This window comes from Hymenobacter caeli (genome assembly GCF_013294115.1).
Lineage (GTDB): Bacteria > Bacteroidota > Bacteroidia > Cytophagales > Hymenobacteraceae > Hymenobacter > Hymenobacter caeli.
The window spans coordinates 1-12,724 of record NZ_JABSNP010000032.1; the positions used below are offsets into that span (position 1 = coordinate 1).

Sequence of the window (12,724 nt, forward strand, 5' to 3'; positions counted from 1 at the left end):
GACTACCAATCCGACCACACCTTGCTTCAACGCATCGAACACGTCCTAATCCGAATCGGAAAAAATTATACGGTTACTTTTGCGTGACTACTTAAAGCCGCTTTCGGTGAATACGGGGGGCATAATGGTGATGTGGCCGCTGCGGTTGCGCTCGATGCGCAGGTCGCGGTGGTCGAGGCAGAACTGGGCGAATTCCTCCTCCGTGAGGCGGTCCAGGACCGGGGTTTTGAGCTTGATGGGTTCCATGCGGGCGGGGGCGAATGAAAAAACGTGGGGCCGGGCTTACGGCTGCCGCCGCCGCCGCCGCTCCAGCGCGAAACCGGGCAGTACGGGTTCGCCGCTCAGCTCGTGGTCGAAGCCCACCACGGGCCGCACGGGCTGGTTCGGCTCGAAAATGAACACCGACTCGCTGGCCGGCGCGATGAGCCAGGCGAGCTGGGCCCCGGCTTCGAGCCAGTGCTCCATCTTGCGCATCGCGTCGGTGAGGCGGTCGGAGGGCGAGAGCAGCTCGGCCACAAAATCGGGGCAGATGCGGGCAAAGCCGCGCCGGTCGTCGGCGCTAAGGGCGTCCCAGCGGGCCCGGGCAATCCAGCTGGCGTCGGGCGAAAGCATGGCCCCGGTGGAGAGCGTGAAGCCGGCCGACGAGTCGAACGTTTTCCCTAGCGTTTTGTCAACGTTCCAGTTAGCTAGCTGGCGTGATAATTCGTTATTGGAGGAACCGGTTTCGGAACTGGCGGGGGGCATGATGGTGATTTGGTGGTCGGCGTCGCGCTCGATGCGCAAGTCGCGGTGGTCCTGGCAGAACTCGAAGAACTCCGCGTCCGTGAGGCGGTCCAGAACCGGGGTTTTGAGCTTGATAACGTCCATAAAACCGGGGCAGATTGAACCAACAAGGTACGCAGGAAACGGCCGGGCCGGCGGGCCCCTCAGCCCTCCAGCCAGGCCTTCACGGCGGGGGCTTTTTCCTTGCTCACCAGCACTTCGTCGGCGGGGGCGGGGTGCAGCTCCACCCGCAGCTTGCCGCCGAAATAGGGCACCAGCCGGCGCACGGCCGGCAGCTGGGCCAGGCACTGGCGGTTGAGGCGGAAGAACTGGGCCGGGTCGAGCAGGCCCTCCAGCTGCTCCAGGGTGTAGTCGATGATGAAGCGGCGGCCGTCGGCGGCCACCAGCGTGGTGGTGTCGTAGCGGCTGCCGAACCACGCCGCCTCGGCCACCGGCAGGGGCAGCAGCTGCTCGCCCTGGCGCACCAGGAAGCGCGTTTTGTGGGCCCGCTGGGGGCGGGGCAGCGCGTCGAGCAGGCGCTCGAGGCCCGGGGCGGGGGCCGGCCACTGGCGCAGCTTGGCCAGGGCGGCTTGCAGGGCGGCCAGCTTCACGGGCTTGAGCAAGTAGGCCACGCTGTTGGCCTCGAAGGCCCGCAGGGCGTAGGCGTCGTAGGCGGTGGTGAACACGACCGGGCTGGGCACCACGGCCTGCTCCCAGATTTCAAAGCTGAGGCCGTCGGCCAGCTGGATGTCGCTCAGAATCAGGTCCGGGGCGGGGTTATCGGCCAGCCAGGCCAGGGCCCCGGCCACGGTGTCGCGCACGGCCAGCACCCGGGCCCCGGCGTCGGCCTGGGCCAGCAGGCGCTGGAGGCGCTCGGCGGCGGGGTACTCGTCTTCTAAAATGAGAACGGTCATGGGCGGCAGCTGTCGCACGGTTTGGTAAAAAACCGACGCGGTAAGGTTGACGTCGGCAGGGCCCGCTGGGTTCTGCGGAAGCCGGGGCCGCGTTTCGCTGCACGGGCCGGCCCCCGGGCGCTGCCTGCGGGCAACCGGGCCCCCGGCGGGCGTCCCGGCTCAGTAAACGGCGGGAATGAGGCGTTTCGTGCGCTTTTGGTAATCGGTGTAGGCCGTCCCGAACTGCCGGGTCAGCACCGCCTCTTCCACCCAGATGCGGTAGCTGAAGGCGGCCAGGGTGGCGGCGGTAACCAGGAGCAGCGCCGGCCAGTTGTTGAGCGACAGGCCGAAGCCGACGAACGAGAGCAGGGAAGCCGCGTAGGAAGGGTGGCGCAGGTAGGCGTAAAAACCGTCCGTTTTCAGCTGGTGGCCTTCCCGAATGGTGACATCGACCGTGAAAAACCGCCCCAGCGACCGGATGACCAGCAGCCGCAGCGCCACGCCCAGCACGATGAGGGCCAGCCCCAGCTCGGGCACCAGGCGCTGCGGCCCCACCGGCCAGCGGGAGTGCTCCGCCAGGTACACGGCCAGGCCGTTCGCGCCGAGGAGCGTGGCCCAAATCAGGCCCAGCGAGTGCTTGTCGGCATTGGGCTGGTCGGCGGCCGAGGAGCGCATGAGGCGGTTGAGCAGAATTTCTGACAAGAACCAGCCGGCGTAAACGAGGAGAAAGAGCAGGGGCATGGCGGGGCGGGGCAACGGGCGGGTGGGCGAAACTGCCGGCTTCCCGCGGGAAGCCGCAACCGGTCAAAAGTAGCCGGCGGCCCCGGCAGCCCGCCAACAAAAGTGCCCGAAACCGCCGCCCCCGGCCCCCAAACCGCAAAGCAGGGGGCTCAGGCGTCGAGCAGCGGTAGCCGCACCGTGAACCGGCCATCGGCGGCCCCGGCGGCCACCGGCTGGGCCGCGCCCAGCAGCGCGTAGCGTTGGCGCACGTTGGCCAGGCCCTTGCCGGTGCCGGGCGCGGGGCCGGCCGGGCGCGGGCGCAGCGTGTTTTCCACGGCCAGGAAATCGAGCGTGTCGGGGGCCCCCAGGCGCAGGCGCAGCGGGTGCTCGCGCGAGGCCACGTTGTGCTTCAGCGCGTTTTCCACCAGCAGCTGCACGCTGAGCGGGGCCACGTGCCGGGCCAGGGCCCCGGGCGCAATGTGCCACTCCACCAGCAGGTTGTCGCGGAAGCGGGCCTTGTGCAGGGCCAGGTAGGTTTCCACGAAGGCCAGCTCCTCGGCCAGGGGCACCGTGGGGCGGCCCTGGGCCAGCAGCACGTAGCGGTACACGTCGGCCAGCTGCTCCACAAAGGCCTGGGCAGGGGCGTTGCCGGGCTCGATGAGGGCGGCCAGGGTGTTGAGGTTGTTGAACAGAAAGTGCGGGTCGAGCTGGCCCTGCAGCGCGTCGAGCCGGGCCTGGGCGCTGGCGCGGGCCAGTTGGTCGGCGCGGCGCACGTTCTGCTCCCACTGCTGAAAAAAATAGACGGCTTCGTAGAGCGTTTGCACCACCGCCGTAGGAATGAGGTTGAACCGCGCCTGCCGCAGCAAGTCGGCGGGGTGCAACGAAAACCACTGCGGCCGCCACCAGTGCAGCGGCAGCGCGAGCAGCACCGTGGCCGCGCCGGCAAACGCCACCGACAAGCCCGCCAGCGCCCACAAGCGGCGGCCGGTCTGCTCCACGCGCGGCAGGCGGCGCAGCAGCCACGCCCACAGCGCCCGGCAGCCCAGCCAAAACGCCGCGGTGATGTACAGCGCCACCCCCGCGCTCAGGGCGAACCGCGCCCCGGCCCCGGGGCCCCGGTACGGCCCGTTGAACAGGGCGATGACCAAGGCCAGGGCGGGAATGCCCCACAGGCGGAACCGGCGGTCGTTCATGCCGCAAAGATGGGCCCCCGGGCCGGCTGGGCCGGCCTCACAGCGGCTGCCCGTGCAGGGCCCGCACGAACAGGCCGGCCACCAGCGCCGCGTAGGCCAGGGCCCCCGCGCCGGCCAGCACCGCCGCCCGGCGCGGCACCCAGCGGCCCAGGGCCCCGCCCAGCAGCGGCAGCGCCTGCAGGGCGTGCAGGCCCAGGAAATGGGCCACGCGCAGGTCGCCGGCGCGGGTGCTCCAGCCCAGGCCGGGCAGGCCGGGGCCGCCGTCGGGGGCCCCCACGGTGTGCTGGCCGTTGTGAATCATGAGCCCGCCGAGCACCGAGCCCACCAGAAACACCAGCAGCCCCCAGCGCACGCCCCACACGTAGCCCGCCGGGCCGTGGGGCCGGTGCCGCCACACCAGGTACAGGGCCCACACGGTCAGGGCCGTGTTCAGGGCGATGAACAGCCCCATGAGGCCGAACAGCAGCGCGTCGAAGGCCGTGGCCACGTTGTAGTGCGAGGTGGTGCCGCGCCCGGCCTGCCCGAAAATGACGGCCTGCTCCACGGCCATGCTCAGGGCCACGCCCGCGCTCAGCCACCGCACGCCGCGCTGGGCCGCGCCCGGCAGGTCGGCCAGCAGCCAGCCCAGCGTCCAGGCGTAGGCCGTGACGGAAAGGGAAAACTTGAGCGGCTTGAGCCACACCGGGGCCCCCGTCACGAAGCGGTGGTCGAGCAGCAGGCCGGCCGTGGCCAGCGCGGCCAGGCCCACGTTCAGCCAGCCGGTGTAGGAGAGGGCGGGGTTGGCGCGGTGCAGCGCGCGCAGCGCCGTGCGCGCCCAGCGGGCCGGCGCGGGGCCCGGCGCAGCAGCGGCCTCCGGGGCCGTGAGTGGGTTGGCGAGGAACAGCGTTTTCATGGCAGTAATCAGTTAAGGTTCAATGATTGATTATTGACTTCCAGATTTTTACGTAGAAAAAACCGCCGCACGCCGCAGTAGAGCAGCAGCCCCAGGGGCCCCAGCATAAACGTGAGGGCCAGGCACGGCGCCAGGGCCCCGTGCGGCACGCCGCGCCGCTGGGCGTCGCGCACTTCCCAGGCCCCCACGGCCAGGTCGAAGCACAGGTAGTGCACCCAGCCGGCCAGCAGCGCCCACGGGTCGCGGAACAGCGCCGCCACCTGCGCCAGCGACCCGAAGCCGCCCTCGCCGCCGTGCGGCCCCAGGTAGTGCGCGGCGATGAGCCCGGTGTAGGCCACGGCCAGCCCCAGCGGCAGGGCCCCGCTGAGCACCAGCGCCCGGGTGCCGCGCCAGCGCGGGGCCAGCACCAGCAGCGCCCAGCCGAGCAGCGCCGCGGGGTTGGCGAGCGAAAACAGAAAATCGGGCGTGGGCATGGGCGGCGTTTGAGGCGGTAACGGCGTCAAAAGTAGAAGCGGGCCCCGCCGGCCACCAGCCCATTCGGGGCGAAGCGCCCCCGCGCCCGGGCCAAGCCGCCGCAGGGCGGGGCGAAGCGGCCGTGGGACTCGCCCGGTTAGTGGTTTATCGTCCCTACCTTACCGCTCCGGCTTTTCCTAACGGCTTCTACCCAAGCAATTTTCACCCATGCGATTGTTGTTATTCGCGGCGCTGGCCCTTGGCCCCGCGCTCCGCCTGTTGGCTGGCCCGTCCGGGGCCCTGGCCCCGTCCGGCACCTTGGTCAGCGGCCACCTCGCCCATCCCAAGTCGCCGCAGGTGGAGGTGGCCTACGGCTACAACGTCCTCACGCGGGAAGCCGTCGCCGTGGCCACGGCGCAGCTCGACGGCCAGGGCAATTTCCGGTTGGCCCTGCCCGGCTTGAAAGCGCCCACGGAAGCCGAATTCCGCAACGGCAACGAATCGACCCCGCTGTTCCTCGCGCCCGGCGACGACCTGCACCTCACACTCGACGCCGCCAAATTTGACGAAACCCTGCGCTACACCGGGCGCGTCGCGGCGGCCAACAATTATTTGGCCGAAACCGTCTTAAAGTTTGACGTGGGCATGGCCCACAACCCGCTGCGCCAGCTCGAAGCCAGCACCCCCGCCCAGATGCGGGCCCTGGTGGACGACTACCGCCGGCAGCGCCGGGCTTTTTTCGCGGCCTACGCTGCCCGGCACCCCGTGCCGGGCATCTTCCGGGCCTACGTGCGGCAGAGCGCCGACTTTGAGCGGGCAGATTACTTGCTCTACTACGGCAGTTTCCATTCAGTGCGCCCCGCGCTGAATACCGGGGCCCTGCCCGCCGGCTACTACGACTTTCTGGCCCCGCTGCGCCCGGCCCAGGACTCGGCCCTGGCCATGAACAACGGGCAATACTATGGCTTCCTGGAGATGTACGGGCCGTTGCCGGCTTCGGACCCCGTGCCCACCGCCGCGGCCCTGCTGGCCAGCACCCGGGCGCAGTTCGGCGCGGGCCGCAGCCGCGATTTGGTGCTGGCCCGGTACGTCTACACGCAGTTTAATGCCCTCGACGCCGCCCAGCTGGCCCCCTGGATGGCCACTTTCCGGGAGCTAAACCGCGACTCCGCGATGGCCCGCACCCTGCGCGCCCGCTACGCCCAGGCGGTGCAAATCCTGCCCGGCCACCCGGCCCCCGCCTTTACGCTGCTGAACAACGAAGGCAGAACAGTAGCTCTGGCCGACCTGCGGGGCAAAGTCGTCTACCTCGATTTCTGGGGCACTTGGTGCCACCCGTGCCTGGCCGAAATACCCGCCAGCCTCGTCCTGCGCCAGCAATTTGCGGGCCGCGACGTGGTATTTGTGTACATCGACGTGAACGACAAGGAACAAAAGTGGCAGCAAGTGCTGGCCGCCGAGCACCTGCTGGGCCCCGGCGGCGTGCACCTGCGCGCCCCCGACCAGCAGGTGCCCGCTGCCTTCCAGGTGGAGAGCTACCCTACGTACTGGCTCATCGGGCGCGACGGCCGCATCGTGACCCCCAGAGCGCCGCGCCCCTCGGCCGGGGCCGAAACCGTGGCCGCCATCGAGGCCGCCCTGAAAGGCTAGCCGGCCGGGCCCGCGGCGGGCCCTGAGCCACCTTTTGGCGCGCGAATTGCGGCGGGCCCGGGGCCCCCGGGCCCGGTTTTCTGAACCAAAGCGCCCGTTGCGGGTTAACCCCCTCTTGCCCATTGAACGCAACGGCTACGGCTGGGCTTGCGTACCCGCCGTGTGACGTTGATCCATTCCCTGTTTATTGCCGGCCGCCAGGCCGTTGGCCCCGGGGTGCGGCGGGGGCTATGGGGGTGGTGGCTAGGGGCCCTGCTGCCGCTGGCGGGCCGGGCGCAGGCGCCCGAATCGGCCCATAACCGGGCGCGGCCCGACTCGGCGGTGGGCCGCCGAGCGGTGGCGCGGCTGGAAAAGCCCCGGGTGGTGGCCCTATACGACGCCCGCTATTCCATCATCAACAGCCACTTCTGCACCATCAACGGCTTGAAACTGGGCCTGGAGTGGAAAAACCGCTTGCGCACCGGCGCGGCCGTTTATTTTCTCAGCAGCCGCATCCCCACCCGCCGCGCCCGGCCCGACGACATCGACGACGACGCCCGCGCCGACCTGCGCTTCCGCTACCTGGCCCTCTACGGCGAGTACGTGCTGCTCGAAACCCGCCGCTGGGAGCTGAGCGTGCCCCTGCAAGCGGGCCTCGGCAACGCCTACGTGGAGTACGTCTCGCCCGGCGGCTCCGTTCAGGAAACGCCGCACGACTTCATGGGCATCGTCGAGCCCAGCGTGAACGCCCAGATGCGCGTATTCCGCTGGGGCGGCCTCGGGGCCGGAGCCGGCTGGCGGGCCCCGGTGTTCGTGGACCGCGCCGTGCGCAAGGAAATCAGCGGGCCCATTTTTTACCTGCGCGGCAAGCTGTTCCTCAACGACTTGGTGGCCGTGGTGCGGGGCCGCGAGCGGCTTTTCAGCCAAAAAGGGCTGCGGGCCGAATAAAGTGTGGGCCCGCCCTTGCGGCGCGGCCGGCGGCGGCTTATGTTTGCCCCCTCGGCACACTAAAATGGTACTTGTATGCGTTTCGGTTGGATTGCTCCCTTCGTTCCCGATGCCCGCGGGGTGCGCTGGGCCTTTGGCTTGCTGTTGCTGCCGGCCGTGTGGCTGGCCAAAGGCGGGAGCACCCCGGGGCCGGCTGCTCCGGTGGCCGTGCGCACCGAGGCCAGCACCTCGGCCGCTCCGCGCTACGCCCAACCGGCCCCGGACTCGGTGCGCACCGTTCACTGAGTTCAAGGCCTATTTGCCTACCGCATAGGTGAAGCCCACCGATAGATTGGTGTTCACGGGGGCGCGGCCGGCCACGTTGATGCTTTCGAGCGAATACGCGTAGTTCACGGCCAGGGCCAGGTGCCGGGCTAGGCGCACGCTCAGCACGGCCGTGCCGTTCGCGCGGTAGTCGCCGGCCGGGTTGCCCACCGCGGGCTGGTAGTAGGCCAGCACGTCGAGGGTGGAAATGCCGCGCGTGAAGTGGGTTTTCAACCGGAAGGAGTGGCGCAGCACCTGCCGGTGCAGCTCGGTGAGGTAGCGCGTGTCCTCGTAAAGTAGAAAATAGCTCAGGCCCACGGTATTGCCCAGGGTGTCGCGGTACACGTCGTAGCCGGCCCCCAGGCCGTTCACGAAGCGGTGGGCAATGGCCCGCAGGTTGCTGCGCTCGGCGTCGCTCAGGGTGTAGAACTTGCAGCGCCCCTGCTGGTAGGTGGGCGTTGCGAGCAGCGTCAGCTCCCGTTCGCTCAGCACCTGGTTTTGCTTGCCGTAGCTGAAGTTGAAGGCCCCCGGCACCCGCCAGTGCCCGCCCTTGAAGGCCAGGTTGACCGTGTGGCTCGTGCTCAGAAACGTGCGCTGCACCGTGCCCGTGGTGTAGAGGCCCGTGAGCGACGCCGTGTAGCGCACGCCCCGGCCCGACACGGCGTAGGTCTCAAACTCGGTGGCGGGCAGGCCCGCCGCGCCGCCCGCCGCCGGGGCCACGGCCGGGGCCGCCGCGGTGCGGGCCGTGTCGGCGGCTTGCGCCTGGGCCAGGGCCGGGGCCGCGCCGCCCAGCAGCAGTGCGGCGGCGGCCCGCCGCCACCGCCCGCGGCCCCGCTGCGCCGGCCGGGGGCCCGTCATTGGGCCGCCGCGCCGGCCCCGCCCAGGTGGCGCAGCGTGGCCGGGCGGTCGAGCTTGCCGGTGGCCGTGGTCGCAAATTCGGGCACGAACACGAGCTGCCGGGGCTGCTCGTAGGGGCCCAGGCGGGCCTGTAGCAGCCCGCGCAGCTGCGCTTCGGCGGCCGGGTCCAGGGCCGGGCCCTCCACGAAGGCCGTCACGGCCTCGCCCAGGCGGGCGTCGGGCCGGCCGGCCACGAAGCAGCGGCGCGGCGGCCCGATTTCGGCCAGGGCCACGTCGAGCACCAGCTCCACTTTCTCGGCCTGCACCTTCACGCCGCCCGAGTTGATGATGAAGTCGGCCCGGCCCAGCCACTCAAAGGTGTGGGCCGCGGCGTCGAGCGTCACCCGGTCGTTGGTGGTCACGAGCTGGTCGTCGGTCACGTCGCCGCGCAGTGTTATGCAGCCCCGCTCGTCCTGCCCCGCCGCGATGCCCGGCAGCACCCGGAAGCCGGGGGCCGCCCGGGGCCCGTTGAGGGGGCGCAGGGCCACGTGCGAGCAGGTTTCGGTCATGCCGTAGGTGAGCAGCACCGGCACCGTGAGCTGGGCCTGCACGGCGGCCAGCAGGGCCGCGTCCACGGGGGCCCCGCCCACCAGCACGGTCTTCATTTGGTTGAGCCGCCCGGCGCGGCCGGCGGCCAGCACGGCTTGCAATTGCAGGGGCACGAAGGCGGCGAAGTCAAATTCCGCGTCGGCCGCCACCAGTTCAAACGGGTCGGCCCGGGGCTCCACGACGGTCAGGTGCAGGTGGCGCTCCAGGCCGCGCACCAGCATCATCAGCCCGCCGATGTACTCGCAGTTGAGGCAGACCAGGGCCCGGTCGCCGGGCCCCAGGTCGAAGAAGTCGCCGGTGCGGCGGGCCGAGGCTTCGAGCTGGCGGCGGCGCAGGGCAATGGGCGCGGGCGGGCCCGTGCTGCCCGAGGTGGTGAGCGTGAATTCCTGCGCGCCCGTGAGCCACTCGCGCACCCGCTCCAGCACGCGGGCCTCGTAGCCGTTCAGGGGCCCCCCGGTGGGCGCGGGGTACTGCTGCAAGGCGGCGTAGGGGAATTCGCGGCCGTTGAGCAGCAGGGAAGTGGGAATGTTGGAAGAAGCCAAAGTCAAAATTTAATGCTAAAAACCATGATAGCTAAACACGCGGCTAGTTGCGCCGTGTTTGACCAGAATATCTGACACGCCGTTCCTCTTTATTAAACTGTCGCCTGCTTCGATATAAACTGGTAAAGAGTTCTTTTTAAGCTCAGGATAAGGGAGAATATGGAACGTGTCTATCGTGAACGAGGCAGGATAATAAAACCGCAAATCAGGGGTCTCTGCCCACTTAAACTCTTGCCCTAAAAATAGTTGGTAATCGCCACGGGCGTCCAAAATCTTCTTCCAGAGTACGCCTTTGAGGGTTATCTTTCGTTTCTCCACCAGGTCTTCTGCATGCGTAGGTAGCTTTTTGGAATTAAATACCCAAAACGCTCCGCCAAATAACATGGCTATGAATAGTGCTTTTATTGCTGTTGGGTAATTCTCGCCATCAAGCAAGCGTTCTACAATTCGGGCCAGCATAGAATAAACCAAAAGGACTGCTGTATGAGCGCCAAAGATGATGACACCCGGCCGGCCTACGTGAGCAGCCAGCGCTGGTAGGTTTGGGCCGTGGGCCGCGTGCGCCAGGCCAAAAATAGCAGCAGCCCGCCGCAGATGGCCAGGTCCGTGGCGTGGTGCGTGAAGAGGTACGAGGCCAGCAGCGGCAGGGCCAGCAGGCCCAGTAGGCTGTCGCGCAAGAACATCCGGCCCTGGTAGATGCGCAGGTTTTCGGCGTAGGGCCGCCGCAGGTTGGGCCGCATGGTGCGCGAAAACGCGTACAGCAGGGCCCCCACCGCCGGAACCAGGGCTCCCAGCAGCAGCAAAACGGGCCACGTGGCCAGCCGCGGGTTCACGGCCGTGCCGGGGGCGGTGCGGCCGCCGGCGGCCAGCACCGCCCCGCCCATCAGCAGGGCCTGCGCCGCGTAGTGCAGCCAGTGCTGCCGCCGGATGCGCCCGATGGCGCGGTGAAACTCAGCGTCCGTCATGGGCGGGGAAAGTGGCGCTTGGCCGGGCAAATAAAAGCGGGGGCGGGGCCCCGCGGGCAGTTGCACGCAAAAGCCCGCACGCGGGTTGCAAACACCCGCCGGCCCCGTTTGGCTTGGCTTTGTCAAAAAAAATGGGTATTATTACCCATCTCCCACCCCATTCTTCTCTTCCGGCCATGACCACCCACCCGCAAATACCCGCCCCGCTGGGCCCCGTCGTCGCAAGCGCTGCCGCTGTGCTCAACCCGGACGAGCTGGCCGCCAAAGCCCAGGCCAAAGCCGTGAAAAAGGAGCGCAAGCACGCCCGGCTGCGCTCGTTCGCCGCCTGGTGCTGGGGCTGCCAGTCCATGGGCGGCAGCTTTTAGAATTTACGCAAGCCAACCCGGTACCGCACAAAAAAAGCCCCGCCGCGCTGGCAGGGCTCTTTTATGGCTGGGGCATTCAGTTCGATTGCGCCTTGAGCCGTTTAATCATCGCTTGCATCTCGCCGATTTCGCGCTTCTGGGCGGTGATGATGCCGTCGGCCAGCTTGCGCACTTCCGGGTCCCGAATGTTGGCCCGCTCGCTGGTAAGGATGGCAATGGAGTGGTGCGGAATCATGCCTTCCATCCAGCTTACGTCGTCCACGAAGGTTTGAGAGCGCATCACAAAGTACACCGCTACGAAAAACAGGCTGCCCGCGCCGCCGATAAGTAGGTTGAGCCCGCGCCTGGGGTACATCGAGCCCATAAAACCCAGCATGATGAGGCCCATCGGCACAATCATCAGGCACGTCATGTAAAAGCGCATGAGGCTGAAGTACACGTGGTCCCACTCGTAGGTGTTGAGGTACATCACCACGTACATGACGACGAACGAGGCGCCGAGCATCAGGAAAAACCTGGGGTAGTGGTTGTGCTGCATTTGGGGCTGCATGGCTGGTAGTTGGCTAGGTAAGAGCGGCTGTTTCTAACGTCGCAACCATCAGTGGGTTATGCCCTAAAAGCAGGTGACCGGGTGGCTCCAGCTACGCTTGGCCTGGCTTTATTATTAGCTAATAGCCTAGCTGCCAAGGTCGTAAACGGACAAGAAAAAACGTACAGGATTACTGCTCAAGCAGTAATCCTGTACGTTTCGCTAGCTAAAGCTGTACAATTCCCTACGGGAATTTCGGGAATTTCGAGAAGTCCGGCTGGCGCTTTTCCAGAAAGGCGTTTTTGCCTTCTTTGGCCTCGTCACTCAGGTAGTAGAGCAGCGTGGCGTTGCCGGCCAGCTCCTGGATGCCGGCCTGCCCGTCGAGTTCGGCGTTGAAGGCCGATTTGAGCATGCGCAGGGCCAGGGGGCTCTTTTGCAGGATTTTATGGCACCAGGCCACGGTGGTTTCCTCCAGCTTGTCCAGCGGCACCACCTTGTTCACCAGGCCCATGTCGAGGGCCTCCTGGGCGTCGTACTGGTCGCAGAGGAACCAGATTTCGCGGGCCTTTTTCTGGCCCACCACGCGGGCCAGGTAGCTCGCCCCAAAGCCGCCGTCGAACGAGCCCACGTTGGGGCCCGTCTGGCCGAAGCGGGCGTTGTCGGCGGCAATGGTCAGGTCGCAGACCACGTGCAGCACGTGCCCGCCGCCGATGGCCCAGCCCGCCACCATCGCAATCACGGGCTTCGGGATGGAGCGGATCATCTTCTGCAAATCGAGCACGTTGAGGCGGGGCACGGCGTTTTCGCCGATGTAGCCGCCGTGGCCGCGCACGCTCTGGTCGCCGCCCGAGCAGAAGGCCTTGCCGCCCTCGCCCGAGAAAACAATTACGCCGATGTCGGTGCGGTTGCGGCAAATGTCCATCGCCTCAATCATCTCGTCCACCGTGAGCGGCGTGAAGGCGTTGTGCACCTGCGGCCGGTTGATGCTGATTTTGGCAATGCCCCCGTGCTGGGAGAACAGGATTTCTTTGAACTCCTTAATCGGGGTCCATTCGATTGTTTCAGCCATGTCGCGCGAAGTTTC

The 12,724-nt window shown here is 67.8% G+C and carries 17 protein-coding genes; 4 read left to right on the forward strand and 13 right to left on the reverse strand.

Annotated features, from left to right (window positions below):
* Positions 1-87 precede the first annotated feature (87 nt).
* The 7 genes from HNP98_RS20765 to HNP98_RS20795 all read right to left on the reverse strand — a co-directional run bounded on the left by HNP98_RS20765 (position 88) and on the right by HNP98_RS20795 (position 4,933).
* A complete protein-coding gene (locus HNP98_RS20765) occupies positions 88-246 on the reverse strand; it encodes a hypothetical protein (protein ID WP_173812106.1) in 159 nt (52 codons plus the stop codon).
* A 36-nt stretch (positions 247-282) separates the two neighbouring features.
* Positions 283-867: a Uma2 family endonuclease gene (locus HNP98_RS20770; RefSeq protein WP_173812107.1), complete on the reverse strand. Its 585-nt coding sequence runs from the start codon at positions 865-867 to the stop codon at positions 283-285.
* A 59-nt stretch (positions 868-926) separates the two neighbouring features.
* On the reverse strand, positions 927-1,676 hold the full coding sequence (locus HNP98_RS20775) for a LytR/AlgR family response regulator transcription factor (RefSeq protein ID WP_173812108.1): 750 nt from the start codon (positions 1,674-1,676) through the stop codon (positions 927-929).
* 159 nt (positions 1,677-1,835) lie between these two features.
* Positions 1,836-2,396: a methyltransferase family protein gene (locus HNP98_RS20780; RefSeq protein ID WP_173812109.1), complete on the reverse strand. Its 561-nt coding sequence runs from the start codon at positions 2,394-2,396 to the stop codon at positions 1,836-1,838.
* Positions 2,397-2,545: 149 nt separating this feature from the next.
* On the reverse strand, positions 2,546-3,568 hold the full coding sequence (locus tag HNP98_RS20785; RefSeq protein WP_173812110.1) for a sensor histidine kinase: 1,023 nt from the start codon (positions 3,566-3,568) through the stop codon (positions 2,546-2,548).
* 37 nt (positions 3,569-3,605) lie between these two features.
* Positions 3,606-4,460 carry a hypothetical protein gene (locus HNP98_RS20790; protein WP_173812111.1) on the reverse strand — a complete coding sequence of 285 codons (855 nt, stop codon included), beginning with the start codon at positions 4,458-4,460 and terminating at the stop codon, positions 3,606-3,608.
* Positions 4,461-4,468: 8 nt separating this feature from the next.
* Positions 4,469-4,933: an ABA4-like family protein gene (locus tag HNP98_RS20795; RefSeq protein ID WP_173812112.1), complete on the reverse strand. Its 465-nt coding sequence runs from the start codon at positions 4,931-4,933 to the stop codon at positions 4,469-4,471.
* Positions 4,934-5,141: 208 nt separating this feature from the next.
* On the opposite strand from HNP98_RS20795, the gene HNP98_RS20800 reads away from it, so the two are divergent.
* The 3 genes from HNP98_RS20800 to HNP98_RS20810 all read left to right on the forward strand — a co-directional run bounded on the left by HNP98_RS20800 (position 5,142) and on the right by HNP98_RS20810 (position 7,775).
* On the forward strand, positions 5,142-6,563 hold the full coding sequence (locus HNP98_RS20800; protein WP_173812113.1) for a TlpA family protein disulfide reductase: 1,422 nt from the start codon (positions 5,142-5,144) through the stop codon (positions 6,561-6,563).
* A gap of 168 nt (positions 6,564-6,731) precedes the next feature.
* Positions 6,732-7,490 carry a hypothetical protein gene (locus HNP98_RS20805; RefSeq protein WP_173812114.1) on the forward strand — a complete coding sequence of 253 codons (759 nt, stop codon included), beginning with the start codon at positions 6,732-6,734 and terminating at the stop codon, positions 7,488-7,490.
* Between the two features lie 75 nt (positions 7,491-7,565).
* The gene (locus HNP98_RS20810) at positions 7,566-7,775 is read left to right on the forward strand and encodes a hypothetical protein (RefSeq protein ID WP_173812115.1); all 210 of its coding nucleotides are present in this window, start codon (positions 7,566-7,568) and stop codon (positions 7,773-7,775) included.
* Positions 7,776-7,784: 9 nt separating this feature from the next.
* On the opposite strand, the gene HNP98_RS20815 is transcribed toward HNP98_RS20810, so the two are convergent.
* Genes HNP98_RS20815 through HNP98_RS20830 form a run of 4 tightly spaced genes read right to left on the reverse strand, consistent with a single transcriptional unit; the run spans position 7,785 to position 10,746 of the window.
* A complete protein-coding gene (locus HNP98_RS20815) occupies positions 7,785-8,651 on the reverse strand; it encodes a DUF481 domain-containing protein (RefSeq protein ID WP_173812116.1) in 867 nt (288 codons plus the stop codon).
* Positions 8,648-9,781 (reverse strand): AMP-binding protein, encoded by a 1,134-nt coding sequence (locus HNP98_RS20820; protein ID WP_246275266.1) that lies wholly within the window; start codon positions 9,779-9,781, stop codon positions 8,648-8,650. The genes HNP98_RS20815 and HNP98_RS20820 overlap by 4 nt, the downstream gene beginning before the upstream one ends.
* 15 nt (positions 9,782-9,796) lie before the next feature.
* Positions 9,797-10,240, reverse strand: a complete 444-nt coding sequence (locus HNP98_RS20825; protein ID WP_173812117.1) for a hypothetical protein — start codon at positions 10,238-10,240, stop codon at positions 9,797-9,799.
* 56 nt (positions 10,241-10,296) lie between these two features.
* On the reverse strand, positions 10,297-10,746 hold the full coding sequence (locus HNP98_RS20830) for a hypothetical protein (protein ID WP_173812118.1): 450 nt from the start codon (positions 10,744-10,746) through the stop codon (positions 10,297-10,299).
* A 176-nt stretch (positions 10,747-10,922) separates the two neighbouring features.
* Between HNP98_RS20830 and HNP98_RS20835 the strand changes: the two genes are divergently transcribed.
* On the forward strand, positions 10,923-11,111 hold the full coding sequence (locus tag HNP98_RS20835; protein WP_173812119.1) for a hypothetical protein: 189 nt from the start codon (positions 10,923-10,925) through the stop codon (positions 11,109-11,111).
* Between the two features lie 76 nt (positions 11,112-11,187).
* Here the strand turns inward: HNP98_RS20835 and HNP98_RS20840 are convergent, their stop codons facing one another.
* The gene (locus HNP98_RS20840) at positions 11,188-11,661 is read right to left on the reverse strand and encodes a DUF305 domain-containing protein (RefSeq protein WP_246275267.1); all 474 of its coding nucleotides are present in this window, start codon (positions 11,659-11,661) and stop codon (positions 11,188-11,190) included.
* A gap of 223 nt (positions 11,662-11,884) precedes the next feature.
* Positions 11,885-12,709, reverse strand: coding sequence for a 1,4-dihydroxy-2-naphthoyl-CoA synthase (menB, locus tag HNP98_RS20845; RefSeq protein ID WP_173812120.1), 825 nt, complete (start codon positions 12,707-12,709; stop codon positions 11,885-11,887).
* Between the last annotated feature and the right edge of the window lie 15 nt (positions 12,710-12,724).